12 protein-coding genes are annotated in these 16,429 nt (G+C 74.5%); 7 read left to right on the top strand and 5 right to left on the bottom strand.

Going from position 1 to position 16,429, the window contains the following annotated elements:
- Window positions 1–356 precede the first annotated feature (356 nt).
- The 6 genes from LEL83_RS15130 to LEL83_RS15155 are packed head-to-tail and all read left to right on the top strand — an operon-like array spanning window position 357 to window position 9,412.
- On the top strand, window positions 357–1,283 hold the full coding sequence (locus tag LEL83_RS15130; RefSeq protein ID WP_225559438.1) for a glycosyltransferase family 2 protein: 927 nt from the start codon (window positions 357–359) through the stop codon (window positions 1,281–1,283).
- A complete protein-coding gene (locus LEL83_RS15135; RefSeq protein WP_225559439.1) occupies window positions 1,280–2,242 on the top strand; it encodes a glycosyltransferase family 2 protein in 963 nt (320 codons plus the stop codon). The genes LEL83_RS15130 and LEL83_RS15135 overlap by 4 nt, the downstream gene beginning before the upstream one ends.
- Complete coding sequence (locus LEL83_RS15140) at window positions 2,239–5,850, top strand: glycosyltransferase (RefSeq protein ID WP_225559440.1); 3,612 nt, start codon at window positions 2,239–2,241, stop codon at window positions 5,848–5,850. Before LEL83_RS15135 ends, LEL83_RS15140 begins: the two co-directional genes overlap by 4 nt.
- Complete coding sequence (locus tag LEL83_RS15145; protein WP_225559441.1) at window positions 5,837–8,206, top strand: PIG-L family deacetylase; 2,370 nt, start codon at window positions 5,837–5,839, stop codon at window positions 8,204–8,206. The genes LEL83_RS15140 and LEL83_RS15145 overlap by 14 nt, the downstream gene beginning before the upstream one ends.
- Complete coding sequence (locus LEL83_RS15150; protein ID WP_225559442.1) at window positions 8,191–9,159, top strand: glycoside hydrolase family 16 protein; 969 nt, start codon at window positions 8,191–8,193, stop codon at window positions 9,157–9,159. The genes LEL83_RS15145 and LEL83_RS15150 overlap by 16 nt, the downstream gene beginning before the upstream one ends.
- Before the next feature lie 40 nt (window positions 9,160–9,199).
- Window positions 9,200–9,412, top strand: a complete 213-nt coding sequence (locus LEL83_RS15155; protein ID WP_225559443.1) for a hypothetical protein — start codon at window positions 9,200–9,202, stop codon at window positions 9,410–9,412.
- Between the two features lie 28 nt (window positions 9,413–9,440).
- Here the strand turns inward: LEL83_RS15155 and LEL83_RS15160 are convergent, their stop codons facing one another.
- The 4 genes from LEL83_RS15160 to LEL83_RS15175 all read right to left on the bottom strand — a co-directional run bounded on the left by LEL83_RS15160 (window position 9,441) and on the right by LEL83_RS15175 (window position 13,401).
- Window positions 9,441–10,649 carry a glycosyltransferase family 4 protein gene (locus LEL83_RS15160; RefSeq protein ID WP_225559444.1) on the bottom strand — a complete coding sequence of 403 codons (1,209 nt, stop codon included), beginning with the start codon at window positions 10,647–10,649 and terminating at the stop codon, window positions 9,441–9,443.
- The gene (locus LEL83_RS15165; RefSeq protein WP_225559445.1) at window positions 10,646–12,202 is read right to left on the bottom strand and encodes a lipopolysaccharide biosynthesis protein; all 1,557 of its coding nucleotides are present in this window, start codon (window positions 12,200–12,202) and stop codon (window positions 10,646–10,648) included. The genes LEL83_RS15160 and LEL83_RS15165 overlap by 4 nt, the downstream gene beginning before the upstream one ends.
- Window positions 12,199–13,134, bottom strand: coding sequence for a beta-1,6-N-acetylglucosaminyltransferase (locus tag LEL83_RS15170; protein ID WP_225559446.1), 936 nt, complete (start codon window positions 13,132–13,134; stop codon window positions 12,199–12,201). Before LEL83_RS15170 ends, LEL83_RS15165 begins: the two co-directional genes overlap by 4 nt.
- A 93-nt stretch (window positions 13,135–13,227) precedes the next feature.
- Window positions 13,228–13,401 (bottom strand): hypothetical protein, encoded by a 174-nt coding sequence (locus LEL83_RS15175; protein ID WP_225559447.1) that lies wholly within the window; start codon window positions 13,399–13,401, stop codon window positions 13,228–13,230.
- Between the two features lie 158 nt (window positions 13,402–13,559).
- Here LEL83_RS15175 and LEL83_RS15180 point away from each other — a divergent pair, with 158 nt between their 5' ends.
- A complete protein-coding gene (locus LEL83_RS15180) occupies window positions 13,560–14,867 on the top strand; it encodes a glycosyltransferase family 2 protein (protein WP_225559448.1) in 1,308 nt (435 codons plus the stop codon).
- Window positions 14,868–15,038: 171 nt separating this feature from the next.
- Here LEL83_RS15180 and LEL83_RS15185 read toward each other — a convergent pair whose 3' ends face one another.
- On the bottom strand, window positions 15,039–16,367 hold the full coding sequence (locus LEL83_RS15185) for a glycosyltransferase (RefSeq protein WP_225559449.1): 1,329 nt from the start codon (window positions 16,365–16,367) through the stop codon (window positions 15,039–15,041).
- Between the last annotated feature and the right edge of the window lie 62 nt (window positions 16,368–16,429).

Consider the following 16,429-nt stretch of genomic DNA (forward strand, 5'->3'; position numbering starts at 1 on the left):
AGGGACGGACGGGAGGCGCGGGGCGGCCGTACCCCGAGCCTCCCGTCCGTCGTCCTGGTGCGCCCACGGCACGCGGGCCGCCGTCGCCGACGCGCCGCCCGCACGGCGGTTGCGGGTTTCCGTATCCGCACCCGGGTGTCCGCAAGGGACCGCGCCGCGCATTGACCGGCCTGCTGCCCGCGGCGAGGGTAGGAGCCGCGGGGGAGGGTACCCACTCACCCGCGGAACCCGGCGGCGCCGTACCCGCGTCCGCATCCCGACCGACGACGTCCGACCGTCGTCGCATCGCCCGACGAGGCGCCGCTCGACCCGCGAGCACGCCCCGACAACCACCCTGACCCGACAGGACCGCGATCATGCCCGCACGAACCGTCCGCCCTGCAGACCCGAGGGTCTCCGTCGTCATCCCGGCGCGGAACGAGGCCCGCAACCTCGAGATCATCCTCCCGAAGCTCCCGCCCGTGTACGAGGTGATCCTGGTCGACGGCAACTCCGTCGACGACACCGTGGCCGCCGCCCAGCGCGTGATGCCCGACATCCGCGTCGTGCACCAGACCCGGAAGGGCAAGGGCAACGCCCTGGCCTGCGGGTTCGAGGCCGTGACCGGCGACGTCGTCGTGATGTTCGACGCCGACTGCTCCGCCGACCCCGACGAGATCCCGCGCTTCGTGCAGGCGCTCGTCGACGGCGCCGACGTCGCGAAGGGCACGCGCTACGCGCTCGGCGGTGGCAGCGACGACATCACCGTCGTCCGCAACCTGGGCAACCGCGGGCTCAACATGCTCTGCAACATCATCCTCGGCACCCGCTACAGCGACCTCTGCTACGGCTACAACGCCTTCTGGGCCGACGTGCTGCCGGAGATCGGCCTGCTGTCGTCGGAGCTGCCGAAGCCGATCGACGGCTCGATGCTGTGGGGCGACGGGTTCGAGATCGAGACCGTGCTCACCTGCCGGTGGTCGGCCGCCGAGCTGGCGATCACCGAGGTGCCGAGCCACGAGAAGCTCCGCGTGCACGGGGCCAGCAACCTCAACGCCGTGACCGACGGCATCCGCGTGCTCAAGTCGATCATGCACGAGCGTCGCCGCGCGGCGATCGGACGTGCCGAGGTCCGGCGCGCGGCGATGAGCGTCGTCGCACCCGCCGAGCAGCTCGCGGCCACGCCCGCGGCGCCGGCCGCCGCCGCACCGTCGGTCCCGGTCGGTCCGGTCAGCCCGGTCGTGCCCGCGGTCGGCGCGCCCGTCGTCGCCGCCGTCGTGGGCGCCGACGAGGACGTCGCGTGACGAGCGTCGCGGTCGTCATCTGCGCCTACACCCAGCAGCGCTGGGGCGACCTGCAGGACAGCGTCGAGTCGGCCAGGCGTCAGCCCGAGGCGCCCGAGGTCGTCGTGGTGATCGACCACGAGCCCGAGCTCCTCGCCCGGGCGGCCGCTCGGTGGCCGGACCTGCGGGTCGTCGCGAACACCGAGGACCGCGGCCTCTCCGGGGCACGCAACACGGGTGTCGCCCTGACGGACGCCGACGTCGTCGCGTTCCTCGACGACGACGCCACGGCCGACCCCGACTGGCTGGGACACATGCTCACCGCGCTCGACGACCCCGAGGTCGTCGGCGTGGGCGGCCGTGCGACCCCCTCGTGGCCGGACGCCACCGGGGCGGGGCCGTACGCCGACGAGCTGCTGTGGATCGTCGGGTGCTCCTACCGTGGGCTGCCGGAGACCCCCGGCGACGTCCGCAACGTCATCGGTTCGAGCATGGCGTTCCGCCGCGAGGCGATCCTGCTCGCCGGCGGCTTCCGGTCCGGCATCGGCCGCGTCGGCAACCAGCCCCTCGGGTGCGAGGAGACCGAGCTGTGCATCCGCATCGCCCAGGCCCGTCCGGGCGCCCGGATCCGGCACGAGCCGCGGTCGAACGTCTCGCACCGGGTCTCCCCGGACCGCGTCACCATGCGCTACCTGCGCCGACGCAGTTACTACGAGGGGATCTCGAAGGCCGTGCTGAGCCGTCGGGTCGGCACCGGTGACTCCCTCGCCAGCGAGTCGACGTACCTGACCCGGGTGATCCCCGGGGCGGTGCTGCGCGAGCTGCGTGCCGTCGGGCACGGTGGCGGGCTGCGTGCCGCCGCGATCCTGGTGTCCGTCGCGTCGACCGTCACCGGCTACGCCGTCGGTCGCGTGCTCGGCACCGTCGTGGTGCGGACGCCCGCCGCCACGCCCGTCCCGCAGCCGGTGGGCACACCGTGACCCGCGCGACCCTGGCGATGGTGCTCTCGCCGATCGTGGCGGGGCCGCTCGTCCCCACCTGGGACGGCGCCCTGTGGGTCGGCGAGGTGGACCGTGCCGACGTGCACGCGTCGGGTCACCGCGACGTGGTCGCCCTCGAGGGCGCGGCGGGGTACCGCCGCGCCCGGCTGCTCGTCCGCGACCACGGTGAGCCGCTCGGCTTCGTCGAGGTCGACGTCACCGAGCGTCGCCGCATCGGCGGGACCGTCGACGTCCGCGCCCTGCAGCGCGCCGTCCGGCCCATGCCGGTGCCCGACCGTCGGCCGGCAGCAGGTCTGGTGCTGCCGTCCGTCACGGTGGTGCTCTGCACGGACGGCGCCGCCGGCACCACCATGCGCTCGGTCCTGGCGAACCGCCACCCCGACCTCGACGTCGTCGTCGTCTCGCACGGCGCCGACGACGGTGGCGTCGCGACCGTGCAGCTCGACGGGCGTCGGGTCACGACGATCCCCGCACCCGACGGCGGCCTCGCGGCGGCCCGGAACGCGGGACTGCTCGCCGCCACCGGCGAGGTCGTCGCGTTCGTCGACGAGGGCGCCGTCGTCGACGCCGGCTGGGTCGACGCGATCGCCCGGGCCTTCGCGGCCGACCCCGACGTGGCCTGCGTCACCGGGCTCGTCCCCAGCGCCGAGCTGCGGACGCCCGCGCAGCGCTGGCACGACGACCACACACCCGGCGGACGCACCGTGCGCCGACGGGTGTTCCGCCTCGACGACGCCGCGGACGACGTGCCGCTGCACCCCTTCGCCGCCTCGGCCTACGGCACCGGCGCGAACCTCGCCGTGCACCGCGCGACCGCGCTCCGGATCGGCGGCTTCGACACCGCCTTCGGGCCGGGCACCCGCGTCGGCGGCGGCGACGACCTCGACCTCTTCACCCGACTGCTGTTCGCCGGATCCGCGATCGCCGTCGAACCGGCCGCGATCGCGTGGCAGCGATCGGCGGACGACGTCGCGTCGCTCCGCGCAGCCGCCGCCGCGCACGGCCACGGACTCGGAGCCTGGATGACCAAGAACGCCCTCGACCGCGACACGCTCACCGCCTCGGTCGACGCGGTGCCGGAGGCCCTGAGCGCCTTCGCCCGCCTCGGCCTCGAGCCGGACGGGGACCCGGACGGCGCTGCGGGCGTCGGGCACGGCGCTGTGCCCGTCGGGCACGGCGCTGCGGGCGTCGGGCACGGCGCCGGGACCGTCGGGCGCGACGCCGGGACCGTCGGGCGCGACGCCGTCGACGCCGAGTTCACCGCGACGACCCGACGACTGCGCCGCGTCGAACGACGCTCCGTGCTCACCGCGCCGTTCCTGGCGCTCCGTGAGCGGCTCGGCGGTGCGGGGACCATCGACCGCACCGCACACGGTCGCCACCAGCTCCAGCGTGGACTCGCCACCACCCACGCACCCCGTCCGACCCAGGATGACGCCATGGGTCCGGTCGCGCGCCTGGCTGCCGCCGCGGTCGTGGTGCTGACGCTCCTGCTCGCCGCCGTGGGCAGCGTGGCCGACCTCGGCACCCTGCGCGCCAGCGCCGTCGCGGTCTTCCTGTTCGCGCTGCTCGGGGTCGCCCCGATGCTGCTCGTCCGGCCGGTGCCCCTGGCCCGGTTCGCGGTGTACGCCGTGACCGCGTCGCTCGTCGGCACGATCGGCATCGGCTACACGATGGCGACCTTCCACGTCTGGGCACCGACCGTACCCTTCGTCGGAGCCGTGGTGCTGACGGCCGCCGCCCTCGCCGTCGCCGTCCCGCGCGACCTGGCCGAACTCCGGCGCGCGCGACTGGTCCCCACCGCAGCCGTGCGCCCCCGGTGGGGAACGACCGCCACCGTCACGACGCTGTCGGCCGCCGGACTCGTCGTCGTGGTCGTCGCCGCGCTCGTGCACGCTGGCGACCCGGTTCCCGCGGGCCTGTTCGGTTCGCTCGGCCCGGCGCTGGTGGTCGGGCTCGCGCTCGTCGTGGGTGCGGCCGTCGTCGCGCTGGTGCGGGGCCGCGGTCTCGCCGTCCCGGTGGTCGTGCTCGGCGGTGTCGTGCAGCTCGCCCAGGCGATCGCCTACGGCGTCCCCACCGTCACGGCCGCGGCGCGGCACATCGGCGTGGTCGAGTACATCCGGCAGTTCGGTGGCACCGACCCGTCCCGTGACATCTTCCAGACCTGGTCCGGCCTGTTCGCCGGCGCCGCCTGGGTCGCCGACGTCGGCGGCATCGGCAACACGATGCTCATCGCCGCGTGGTTCCCGGTCCTGCTCGCCTTCAGCACCACCGCCGCGGTGGGGGTGCTGGCAGCGCACTGGCTGCCGGGGGCCCGTCGGCCGTGGATCGCCGCCCTGCTGACCGCGATGACCGGGTCGCTCAACACGACGTACTTCTCGCCGCAGTCGACCGGCATCCTGATGTCGCTCGTCATCCTCGTGCTCGCGACGGGCCCGCTGCGTGTCGCTGCCGCGAACACCGGTGACGGGAGCGTGGCCGCGAAGCCCCGCGCCCGCCGCGTGGGCCTGTCGCGGATCATCGGGATCACGGTCATCGGCATCGTGCTCGTCGTCACGCACCAGATCTCGCCGTACCTGACGGTCGCGGCGCTCGTCACGCTCATCGTCTTCCGGATGCTGCGCCCGTGGTGGCTACCGGTCGTCGTCCTCGTGCCGGCGGTGGCCTTCGCGGCGATGAACGGCGACATCCTCGGGCGGTTCCTGTCGCTCGCGGCCGTCGGGCGCGTGCTCGACAACGTGCAACCGCCGACGCACGACATGACCGTCCTGCCGAAGCCGCTCGTGACCCGCCTGGCGTTCGACGTGCCCGCGGCCGCACTCGTGCTGCTCGGGATCGCCGCCGTCGTCACCGTGCTCGTGCGTCGGGACCGGACGCACTGGGCGCTGCTCGCCGCGGCGGCCAGCCCGATCTCGCTGCTGGTGGCGACGAACTACGGGCAGGAGGGGATCTTCCGCGTCGTGCTGTTCGCGACGCCGTGGATCGCGATCCTGGCGGCCGCGCTCCCGGCTCCGTCGGGAAGGCTCGCTCCCGTGGGCGCACTGCTCGGACGGGGGATGCGTCGCCCGACCGTGCGGTTCGCCGTGGCCGGCGCAGCCGTGGCGGCGCTCGTGGCGATCGGAGCGTTCGGGCAGACCGCGCTCGACTGGAACCGCGTGATGACGCGGAGTCAGTCCGAGGCCACGCGCTTCTACGACCGCACCGCGCCGGCCGGGAGCCTGATGCTGCTCACCGGGTCGGCGAACGCCGTGCCGAGCAACACCGGTGCACGCTACTTCGACGTGGGCTACCTGACCCGCGAAGCCCTCGGCCCCTACCCGGACCCGGCCGGCGACTACGACGCCGCCGGCGACGTGTCGGACCTGACGCGCGAGCTGGTCGAGAGCTGGCCGGCCACCGAGTACTACGCCCTCGTCGCCGAGCCGTTCGGCGCCTACGACGAGCGGTACGGGTACCAGAGTGACGACGACTACCAGGAGCTCGGGGCCGCCATGGCGGACTCGCCCTACTGGGAGCGGGTCTGGTCGTCCGGGACGACCGCCATGTACGAGCTGACCACCGAGGGCATGCGGCATGCCACCGACTGAGCCTGCAGCGGGTCACTCACGACGGACACGGCGCCTGCGCGTCGCGTCCGTCGCGGTCGTGCTCGTGACGGCGCTCGCGGTGCTCGTGGCACCGGGGCTGACGGGACAGGTCGCCGCGGCCGCCACGTCTGCGGCCTGCACTGCGGGCCGGGTGCTCAGCGTCATCGCGCACCCCGACGACGACCTGCTCTTCCTGGGTGCGGACCTGCGGAAGGACATCGCGGCCGGACGCTGCGTCCGCTCGGTCGTGGTGACCGCGGGCGACGCCGGCAGGCCCCGCTGGTACTGGCAGGAGCGCCAGGTCGGGTTGCTGGCCGCGTACGCGAGCATCGCCGGCGTCGACCCGGCGTCGACCGCCGGGAGCACGTCCGTCGCCGGGCGCACCCTGCGCACCGAGACGCTCACCGCCGATCCGCGGATCAGCCTGGTGTTCCTGGACCTGCCCGACGGCAACGTCGAGGGGAACGGCTTCTGGGCGAACGACTACGCGTCCCTGCAGCGGCTGTACACCGGCGACCGCGACACGATCCACACCGTCGCCGATGCGCCCGAGCCTGCGTCGTACACGCTCACGCAGTTGCGTGCGACGCTGCAGGGGATCGTGCAGGACTTCGCACCGACGGACATCCACACGCTCGACCACGAGGGCACCTACGGCGACGGGGACCACAGCGACCACCACACGGTCGCCTACCTGACCGACCAAGTGCAGCAGCAGTACACCGGAGCGCACGACTTCACCGGGTACATGGGGTACCCGATCGCGGACCGACCGGCGAACCTGACGGCGGCGCAGACGCAGGCGAAGGCAGACGCCTTCTTCACCTACGCCGCACACGACACCGAGACCTGCGCGTCCTGGCAGGCGTGCTCGGCCCGTCCCGAGACCAGCTGGCTCAGCCGCCAGTACACCGCCGGGTCACCGGTGCCGACGCAGCCCTCCGAGCCGTCCGCGCCCTCCGAGCCGGGTGCCGAACGGTCGGACGTGACGGGTTCGGCGTCGGTGACGGCGAGTGCTGAGAACGGGGCGGACGGTCAGACGGCGGTGAAGGCCGTGGACGGTGTGGTGAGCGGGTACCCGGAGGCGCCGACGGCGGAGTGGGTGGCTCCGGGTGGTCGGGCGGGGTCGTGGATCCAGCTCGGGTGGGCTGCGGCGACGAAGCTCGATGCGGTGGAGTTGGCTGACCGGCCGAACTCGGTGGACCAGGTGACCGGTGGGACGTTGACGTTCTCGGACGGTTCGAGCGTTGTGGTGCCAGCGTTGGAGAACGGTGGCGCGGTGCAGCGGGTGACGTTCGCGGCGCGCAGCGTGACGTGGGTGCGGTTCTCGGTGACCTCGGTGCGGGGTGGGACCGAGAACGTCGGCCTGGCCGAGATCCGGGCCCTGTCACCGGTCGACGCACCGCCGCCGACGCGGTCGGACGTGACGGGTTCGGCGTCGGTGACGGCGAGTGCGGAGAACGGGGCGGACGGTCAGACGGCGGTGAAGGCCGTGGACGGTGTGGTGAGCGGGTACCCGGACGCGCCGACGGCGGAGTGGGTGGCTCCGGGTGGTCGGGCGGGGTCGTGGATCCAGCTCGGGTGGGCGGGAGCGACGAAGCTCGATGCGGTGGAGTTGGCCGACCGGCCGAACTCGGTGGACCAGGTGACCGGTGGGACGTTGACGTTCTCGGACGGTTCGAGTGTGGCGGTGCCGGCGTTGGCGAACGGCGGTGCGGTGCAGCGGGTGACGTTCGCGGCGCGCAGTGTGACGTGGGTGCGGTTCTCGGTGACCTCGGTGCGGGGTGGGACGGAGAACGTCGGCCTGGCCGAGATCCGCGCCCTCGCACCGGCGAGCAGTGGCGGGACGCCGACGCCCACGCCGACGCCGACTCCGACGCCGACGCCGACGCCGACTCCGACCCCCACGCCGACCCCGACGCCGACCCCGAACCTCCGCGACGTCACCGACTCGGCGACCCCGACGGCCGTGGCGGACAACCCGGCCGACGGCCAGACCGTCGCGAAGGCCGTCGACGGCGTGGTGTCCGGCCACCCGGTCGACCACACCGCCGAGTGGGCGGTGCCCTGGGGTCGGACGGGCATCTGGCTGCAGCTCGACTGGGCCCGACCCGTCGCCCTGCAGCGCATCGTCCTGCACGACCGCCCCAACGGCGACGACCGGATCACGAGCGGCGTCCTGACCTTCTCGGACGGCAGCAGCGTGACGGTGGGGGCGCTCCCGGACGACGGCAGCGCCAGCACGGTCGACTTCGCGGCGCGGAACGTCACGTGGGTGCGGTTCACCACGACGGGCGTCTCGCCGAGCACGATCAACGTCGGGCTCTCGGAGGTCCGGGCATGGGCCGCGCAGTGATCCCGGACGAACCGGGCACCCGGCCCCTCGCCGAGCAGTCGGCCGCCGCGCACGGCGCATCCCCGGCACACGGCGCGGGTCTGCCCCGTCACCGGCCACCGCTCCGCGCGAGGGGTCGACGGATCGCGCTCGCGGCCGGGGCGCTCGTGATCGCCGCCGGGGCCGTCGCCGCAGCGACCACGGGAACGTCCTCGAGCGGCACCGGGCCGAGCGGTGTCGCGATGCCGACGGAAGAACGCGCCGGGTGGGACCGCGTGTTCTCCGAGGACTTCGACGACACCACGGCGCCGGGCGGGTTCGAGGCCGCGTACGACGACCGGTTCACGGTGTACCACGGCTTCGCCGACACCGCGGGGACGGGCCGCTACCAGGCGTCGACGCTGAGCGCGCACGACGGGGTGCTCGACATGCACCTCCGGACCGCCGAGGACGGCACCCCGCTCGCGGGCGGCGTCGTCCCGCTCGTCGACGGTCGGTGGGGCGGACAGACCGCGGGCCGGTACAGCATCAGGATGCGGAGCGACGAGGTCGACGGCTACGGGGTGGCGGTGCTGCTCTGGAGCGACCAGAACGTCTGGGAGCACGGCGAGGTCGACTTCCCCGAGGGTGCGCTCGGTGCTCCGGCCTGGCTCAACGTGCACTGCCTGGTGGACCCGGCCGAGAAGTGCGTCCACCACGAGACCGACGCCTCGCTGGCCGACTGGCACACGTACACGATCGAGTGGACGCCGACGCGGATGTCGTTCCTGGTGGACGACGAGGTCGTCGGCTCCACGACCGAGGACATCCCCGTGGAGCGCATGCACCTCGTCGTGCAGACGGGGTCGCTGCAGGGGCTGCCGCCGCGGGACGTCGAGGGCTCGCTGCTCATCGACTGGATGACGATCGACGTGCCGGCCGAGGGAGAGACGCCGCAGGCCACCCTGCCGTCCGGTGCGCCCGTCGCCGGTTGACCCGCGGGGCGGCGGGCGGCACGCTCGGTAGGCTCGCCGCGTGACCAGCCGACGCCGTCCCGAAGACACGGTCGCCCTGGTCGGCCTGAGCGCCAACGGCGTGCTCGCCGTGTGCGGCCTGGTGCTCGCGTTGGGTTCCCTCGACGGCAGCGACCCCTTCCTCGTCGTCTGCGGTGCGGTGATGCTCGGTTCGGGCGTGCTGTCCTTCGCGCTGAGCTTCCGCCGGTGGCGGCGGGCACGCGGCCCCCGGTGATCCGTGCGCCGGACTGCCCGGCCGCCGGTCAGCGTGCGTGCTCGAGCAGTGCGTCGAGCAGGGCCGCCACGTGCGGCTCGCGCCCGTGGCGGTCCCGCACGAACGCACGGCACCGGTCGCCCAGCGCGGGGTCGAGCTCGGCCTCGTCGAGCGTGGCCAGGACCCGCTCGGCCAGCGCGTCGGGGTCGGCCGGGTCCACGGTGAACCGCGCCCAGTCGCCGGACAGGATCTCGCCCGTCCCACCCGATGCGGCGGCCACGACCGGGCGCCCAGCCGACATCGCCTCGACCACCACGCGGCCGAAGCCCTCGGGCTCGATCGACGGCGCGACGACCACGTCGGCGGCGTGCAGGAGCGGGACGACGTCGTCCCGTTCGGGCAGGACGAGCACCGACCCGGCCGGCAACTCGGCGATCGCCGAGCGCACCGCGGGGGCCTCGTCGGGGTAGAGCGCGCCGGCGAGCACCAGGAGCGGCGCCGGTCGTGCGGAGCCGACCGAGGGGGGAGTGGTGACCGCGGTGCGGGCCGCAGCCGACGCACGGACGCGCCCCCACGCCTCCAGGAGGGCGAGCACGCCCTTCGACCGCGTGAGCCGACCGTAGTAGAGCACCGTCGGCGTCCCCTCGGGGATGCCGAGCGCGGCACGAGCGCGGTCGGCGGATGCCGGGGTCGCAGCGGGGAAGGCGTCGGTGTCGACGCCGTTCGGGACGATCGTGATCGCGTCGGTGGGGACGCCCGACGCCGCCCAGGCACGTGCCATGGCGTGGGAGACGGCGAAGTAGCGCGTCCGGCCGCCGGCGATCGGTCCGAGTCGGCGGTAGTTCGGGGCGTGGTGCAGGTGCACCGCGAGCGGGACGCCGGACAGCATCGACACGACACGTCCGAACGGCAGGTACTCGGGCCGGTTCAGCCACAGCACGTCGAGCCGGGACCGGCGGATGCGCAGCCCCTCGCGGGCGAAGCGCCAGGCGTCGCGGACAGCCGTGCGCACGCCGAACCGGTAGTCGGTGGCCTCGACCAGGCGGACGCCCATCGCCTCGTACGGTGCGAGGCCCTCGTCCTGGCGTGGGGCGGTCCGGTTCCGGTGCCACACCTCGACCTCGTGCCCGGCGGCGACGAGCTCGCGGGTGTCCTCGAGGACGCAGCGTTCGAGGCCGCCGGTGATCGCGAGCCCGGTCACCAGGACCCCGACCCGGAGCCGGCGCGTGCCGTCGTCGGTCGTCCGTCGCGTGGTCATGCCACACCGCCCCTGGCGGTCTGCAGCCGGCGGAGGAACCACGGCAGGCAGGCGAGCACGCCCGCGACGCGGACCCAGTTCCACAGGACGTCCTGCGGCAGGAGCAGCGACCCGGCTGCCACGGCGAGGGCGGCGACGGTCGTCAGGACGATCCTCGGGCCCGGCCCGCGCCACTCGCGGCGGTCCGGCATCGCCAGCAACTGCATGGCGGCGAGGACCACGTACGCCACGACGGTCGCCAGGCCGGCCCCGGCGATGCCGAACACGGGCACGAGCACGAGGTTCGCCCCGATGTTGACGGCTCCGGCGATCGCGGCGATCACACCGACCGCGACGCCGCGGCGCTCGACCAGGAGCAACCGTCCGGTCGCGCCGCTGGCGACCACCGGGTACGCGGTGACCGCGACGACGAAGACCACGACCGACAGCTCCTGCACCCGGTACGACGCCGGGGCGAGGATCGGCAGTGCCACCGGCGACACCAGCGTCACAGCGAGGAGCACCGGTGCGAGCATCCGGTAGAGCTCGTCACGGGAGTGCATCGCGAGCTGTCGGCGTGCGACGGCGTCGCGGAGCGCGGCGAAGTGCGGCGCCCAGGCCTGGTTCGTGAAGGTCAGCAGCAGGATGACGGCCGAGCCGACGACGTAGGCGATCTGGTAGCGGGCGACCTCGTCGGGCCCGAGCAGCCGCTGCACGACGATGCGGTCGCCGGCGTTCAGCACGAAGTACGACAGGTTGCCGAGCGCGACCGGGACGCCCAGCCGGAAGGCGCGCGCCGTGGTCCTGGCGTCGAGCAGGCCGGCGAGGCGCGGTCGGGTGGCCGCGATGCCGATCACCATCGCGACGCCCTGGGCGACGACGCCGCCCCAGGCGTAGGTGGTGGCGTCGGCGTGCACCCAGGTGAGGAGCCCGAGGCCGATGATCGAGCCGCCGATCGACGACAGCAGACTGGTCACGGCGAAGACCCGGATGCGGTCCTGCGCGACGAGCAGCGCCAGCGAGATCTGCACGACGGCGGCGGGGCCCGTCCAGAGCACGGCGACCAGGAGCAGCGGGTGCTCACCGACGAACCCGGCTGCGTCGCCCCAGACCGGGATCGTGGTGAGCGCGACGACGGTGACGACGCTCGCGGTGATCATGCCGACGGCGAGCAGCCCCCGGGCCTTGCGGTCGTCGCCGTCCTCGGCGCGCTGCAGGACCGACGCCTGGTCGATGCCGGCGACCGCGAGCACGACGAGCGCCTGGAACAGCGCGATCGCCGAGGCGAGGACGCCGAACTCCGACGGCGGCATCAGGTGCGCGAGGACCGGGGAGATGAGCGACGAGACGACGAGCTGCATCGACCAGACGACGACGTACAGCAGACCACGACCGAAGAGGACGGACGAGCCCTTGCGGACGGCGACGGCGCCGGTGTCGAGCGGCTCGGGCGCGGGGGCGACCGGGTCGTCGGACTCCGCTGCCCCGCGTGCCGCGTCCGCAGCGGCCTCCGCAGCGTCCCGCGCCGCGCGGGCCTCCCGCCGGGTCTGCGGGGTCTGCTGGGGGACCGTCACGGTGCGACCGCCCCCGCCCCGGTCACGCCCTGCTCGGACCGGACCGGGGCGTCCTGGCGCAGCCCGGACGCGCCGTCGACGACGTCGAGCAGGTCGCTGCTCCGCTCCGTCGAGAACTTCCGCGCGAACAGGTGCTGCACCTCGACGTCCGGCTCGGTCCGGCGCTCGAGCAACTGCCCGGCGTCGGCGACCGTCAACCACGGCGGGCTCTTCCGTGCCGTGCCGTCCCACCCGATCCACCACAGCGGCTGCGGCACGTGCTCGTCGGCGAATCCGGGCGTCAGCGCGGGCGTGTTGAGGACCGACGGCACGAAGGTCTCGTCGGCGACCCAGGTGCGACGCCAGAACCGGACGAGGTCCGGGCGCCGGTCGACGGCGTCGACGACCGCCGCGGCGTGGTGCCGGGCGAGCACCTTGAGCTGGGACGCCCCGGAGAGCACCACGCCGCCGGGGACCCGACGGGGGACCGGGAGCCGGAGCATGTGCTTGCGCCACGCCCAGTGCCGGAAGCGGATGCGGGACACCCCGCCGTCCCGCCCCCACGGCGCGAACGGCAGCGGGTGCACGTCGATGAAGGACTGCGCGCGGTGCGCCTCGAGCAGCGCGGAGATCTCCGCCGGGTTCGCCAGCGGGTAGTCGCTGCCGGTCAGCACGGCGACGTGCGACGCGTCCGTCCCCGCGAGCGCGGCCCGGTACCCGGACACCTCGGCGGCGACGTTCTCCCACCGCGCCCACCCGGTGCGGATGCGCGGCAGGAGCCGGACCCGTTCCGGCAGTCCCTCGGTCATGGCGCGGAACACCGGCTCGGGGGTCCGCGCGTCGCAGTGCAGGAACACCGCGAACGGGTCGAGCGCCTCGACGAGCCGGCGCACGTGCACGGGGTCCTCGTGGGCGAGGACGATGCACGCGGGAGCGGCGGGGGAGATGGCCATGGACGCGACGCTAACCGCGCCGTTCCGGGCCGGACAAGGCGCCCGCAGCCCGTCTGCGGGGAAGCGGCGGTTTCCCGCAGGACCCCCGTCGGATCAGCGGTCGCGGCGGAACTTCGGGCAGTCGCAGAGGGCGCAGTCGGAGCCGGGACGGTAGTGCTCGTGCGCGTCCTGCACGTGCCCGCAGACGCACGTCACGGCGTCCACCACGAGCACGGTCCGCTCCGAGGGGAGCACGGCGTCGAGTCCGGTCCTGGGGCCCATCGACATGCGTCCTCCTCGTGCCCGGCGTGCTGCCGCCGGGTCGTCCCCGCGATCCTACCGGGCGGGGCGTGTCCACTGGCGGCAAACCGCAAGTCGGGCGACCGTCGCCGCACGCCCCGTGGGCCGCCGTTGACCCCACCGCGACGCCGCCCGAGCATCGGAGCATGACCGACCAGCAGGCCACCACCACCCGCGTGCTCACGCTCACGCCCGCGATGCCGTCCACGGCGGCACCCGCCTGGGCCGGCGCCGCCTGGGTCGGTGCGGTCGACCGACGGGAGGCGCTCGCCGCGTCCGCCGTCAGCCTCGCCGATGCCGACGGCTTCCGCCGGGCACGCCTGCTCGTTCGCGACGGCCCCGAGGTCGCCGGCTTCGTGGACGTCGCCGTCGACGGAGCCGGCGCCGTGGACCCCGCCGAGCTGGGACCGGCCCTGCGCGCCCTGCGCGCCACGGGCCTCCCGCCCGCGGCGACGGGCACGCCCGTCGGCCGCATGTCGGTCGTCATCGGCACCCGCGACCGCCCCGAGGCGCTCCGCCGGTGCGTCCGGTCCGTGCTCGCCAGCGACCACGACGACCTCGAGGTGCTGGTCGTCGACAACGCACCGAGCACGTCGGCGACCCGCGACGTCGTCGCCGCCCTCGGCGACCCGCGGGTCCGCTACGTCCTGGAGGCCCGACCCGGCGTCTCGCGCGCACGGAACGCCGGTCTCGCCCTGGCGGCCGGGGCCGTGGTCGCCTTCGTCGACGACGACGTGGTCGTCGACCGCTCGTGGCTCGCGGCGCTCGCCGACGCGTACGCCCGCGACGCGGACGTGGTCTGCGTGACCGGGCTGGTGCCCAGCGGCGAACTCCGCACCCCGACGCAGCGCTACTTCGACGAGCGCGTGACCTGGGCGCGCAACACGGACCGCCGCGTGTTCCGCACCTCGGCGCCCCCGGCCGACCTGCCGCTGTTCCCGTTCTCGGTCGGCGCCTTCGGCACCGGCGCCAACATGTCGCTGCGCCGGACGGCCGCGCTCGCACTCGGCGGCTTCGACGTCGCACTCGGCCCCGGCACCCCGGCACGCGCCGGCGAGGACCCGGACCTGTTCACCCGGGTGCTGTTCTCCGGCGGGGCGCTCGCCGTGGAGCCGTCCGCCATCGTGTGGCACGAGCACCGGTCGGACCGGGCGGCGCTGCGCTCACAGGCCCTCGGCTACGGCACGGGGCTCGGAGCGTGGGTCACGAAGCTCGTGCTGCGCCCCCGGACGGCGGTGGCCGTGCTGCGGCGGGCCGTCGGGGCGCTGCGGCAGCTCGGGGCGCTCGGTCAGGGCACGGGACCGGACCAGGTGTCGGCCGCCGTGGACGCCGTCGGCGGGTGGCCCGTCGACGAGGAGTTCCGCGCGGCGACCGTCGGGCTCAAGCGGGTCGAGCTGGTCGCGGCGCTCGGCGGCCCGTGGCGGTACGTGGTCGGGCGGCTGCGGCGCCGCTGAGGCGCGCGCGCCCCCACGCGATCCGCGACAGGGCCGGTGTCGGACGACATCGGTTCTGTCGCTCCGCACCGTCGCTCGGTCTCGACCTGCGGTGCGGGCGTGACCACCCGACGGACGGGAGGCCCGTGGCGACGCTGCCACGGGCCTCCCGTCCGTCGGGTGGTCACGCCCCTAGGCGCGGAAGCGCCCCTGTTCGACGTCGCGCCAGAACCGGCGGCTGCGGAAGTACGCCGCCGGGCCGGCCGGGAAGCCGCGGAACTCGTGGTACGCCAAGGAGCGGGGGATGCGGGTCGTCGACGCCTCGGTGATCGTCTCGGCCGCCGCGTCGCGCCTGCCCGCCAACCGCGACACCAGCTGCTTGAGCTTGATCCTGCCGGCACGGGGCATCAGTCGGGCCAGCACGAGCGCGTGCCGACGGTCCTTCGCGATGAGCTCGCACATGAGCGCCGTGAACCCGACCCCGTTCGAGTGGAGCTGGCCGTGCAGACCGGCGAGGTCCTGACGGTGCCGGTGGTGCACGACCGCACGCGGTTCGAACCCGATGCGGCCGCCGCTCCACAGCAGGTCGATGAAGATCGCCAGGTCCTCGCCGCCGCGGGCGGGCACCCCTGCGCCGAGCACGGGGTCGAAGCCGCCGACGGCGTCGAACGCCGACCGGCGGACCGCCCAGTTCGCGCCGGCGCCGTAGCCGCCGATGCCGTACACCGCGAAGTGCTTGCGGACCGAGCCGTCGGGGCCGACGGCCGAGACCTGCGCGTGCCGCATGACGCCGGGTACGTCGTCCGGCACGATCGTCACGGGGTCGAAGGTGCGCTCGCCGCTGAAGCCGCCGTAGTACGCCTCGTACCAGATCTGCGCCGGGGTCTCGAGTTCGACGGGCAGGATCATTCCGGTGACGGCGGCGATCTCCGGCTCACGGACGAAGCGGGTGCCGATCGACCGGAGCCACTGCGGGTCGACGCGGACGTCGTCGTCGGTGAACGCGATGATCTCGCCGTGCGCCTCGGCCACGCCGGCGTTCCGGCCGGCGGAGCAGCCGGGGCGGCGCTCGACGACGAGTCGGACGTCACGGCCCTGCAGCAGGCCGGGCAGCGGGTCGTCCGCGGGCACCTTCGTACGGTTGTCGACGAGGACGACCTCGTACCGCGGGTAGTCCAGGTGCTCGAGGAAGTCGAGCAGCTTCCGGATGTCCTCGACCCGGGTCACGATGGTCGAGACCACGATCGAGATGAGGGGGAGTTCGAGGTCCGGCACCGGGGGCAGCGCCGTACCGACCGGACGGGCCCCGTCGGCGACCAGGGGGGCCAGCGCGCGGGCGGCGTCGGCCGGGTCGGCGGTCAGGAGCACGTCGAGCGTCGTCACCGGGAACCCGTCGCGGTACCCGACGACCAGGGCGGAGGAACCCGTGCCGTCGGCGACGAGGCGCGGCAGCGGAGCGTCGAGGTCGACGCTGACGACCCGGCGGGGGCCGGGCACGGTGACGGAGGGGTGCAGGGTCATGGGGTGGACGCTAGGGCGGCCCCGGTGCGCGGACAACGGGGCGGAGCCGCAGTGGCGGGGTT

The sequence above is a fragment of the Curtobacterium oceanosedimentum genome (assembly GCF_020297365.1).
Lineage (GTDB): Bacteria > Actinomycetota > Actinomycetes > Actinomycetales > Microbacteriaceae > Curtobacterium.

Bases quoted from the DNA above. Each gene is read 5' to 3' on its own strand.
- LEL83_RS15130 (WP_225559438.1), top strand. From the start codon at position 357: ATGCCCGCACGAACCGTCCGCCCTGCAGACCCGAGGGTCTCCGTCGTC.
- LEL83_RS15145 (WP_225559441.1), top strand. From the start codon at position 5,837: ATGCCACCGACTGAGCCTGCAGCGGGTCACTCACGACGGACACGGCGC.
- LEL83_RS15150 (WP_225559442.1), top strand. From the start codon at position 8,191: ATGGGCCGCGCAGTGATCCCGGACGAACCGGGCACCCGGCCCCTCGCC.
- LEL83_RS15160 (WP_225559444.1), bottom strand. From the start codon at position 10,649: ATGACCACGCGACGGACGACCGACGACGGCACGCGCCGGCTCCGGGTC.
- LEL83_RS15170 (WP_225559446.1), bottom strand. From the start codon at position 13,134: ATGGCCATCTCCCCCGCCGCTCCCGCGTGCATCGTCCTCGCCCACGAG.
- LEL83_RS15175 (WP_225559447.1), bottom strand. From the start codon at position 13,401: ATGTCGATGGGCCCCAGGACCGGACTCGACGCCGTGCTCCCCTCGGAG.
- LEL83_RS15180 (WP_225559448.1), top strand. From the start codon at position 13,560: ATGACCGACCAGCAGGCCACCACCACCCGCGTGCTCACGCTCACGCCC.
- LEL83_RS15185 (WP_225559449.1), bottom strand. From the start codon at position 16,367: ATGACCCTGCACCCCTCCGTCACCGTGCCCGGCCCCCGCCGGGTCGTC.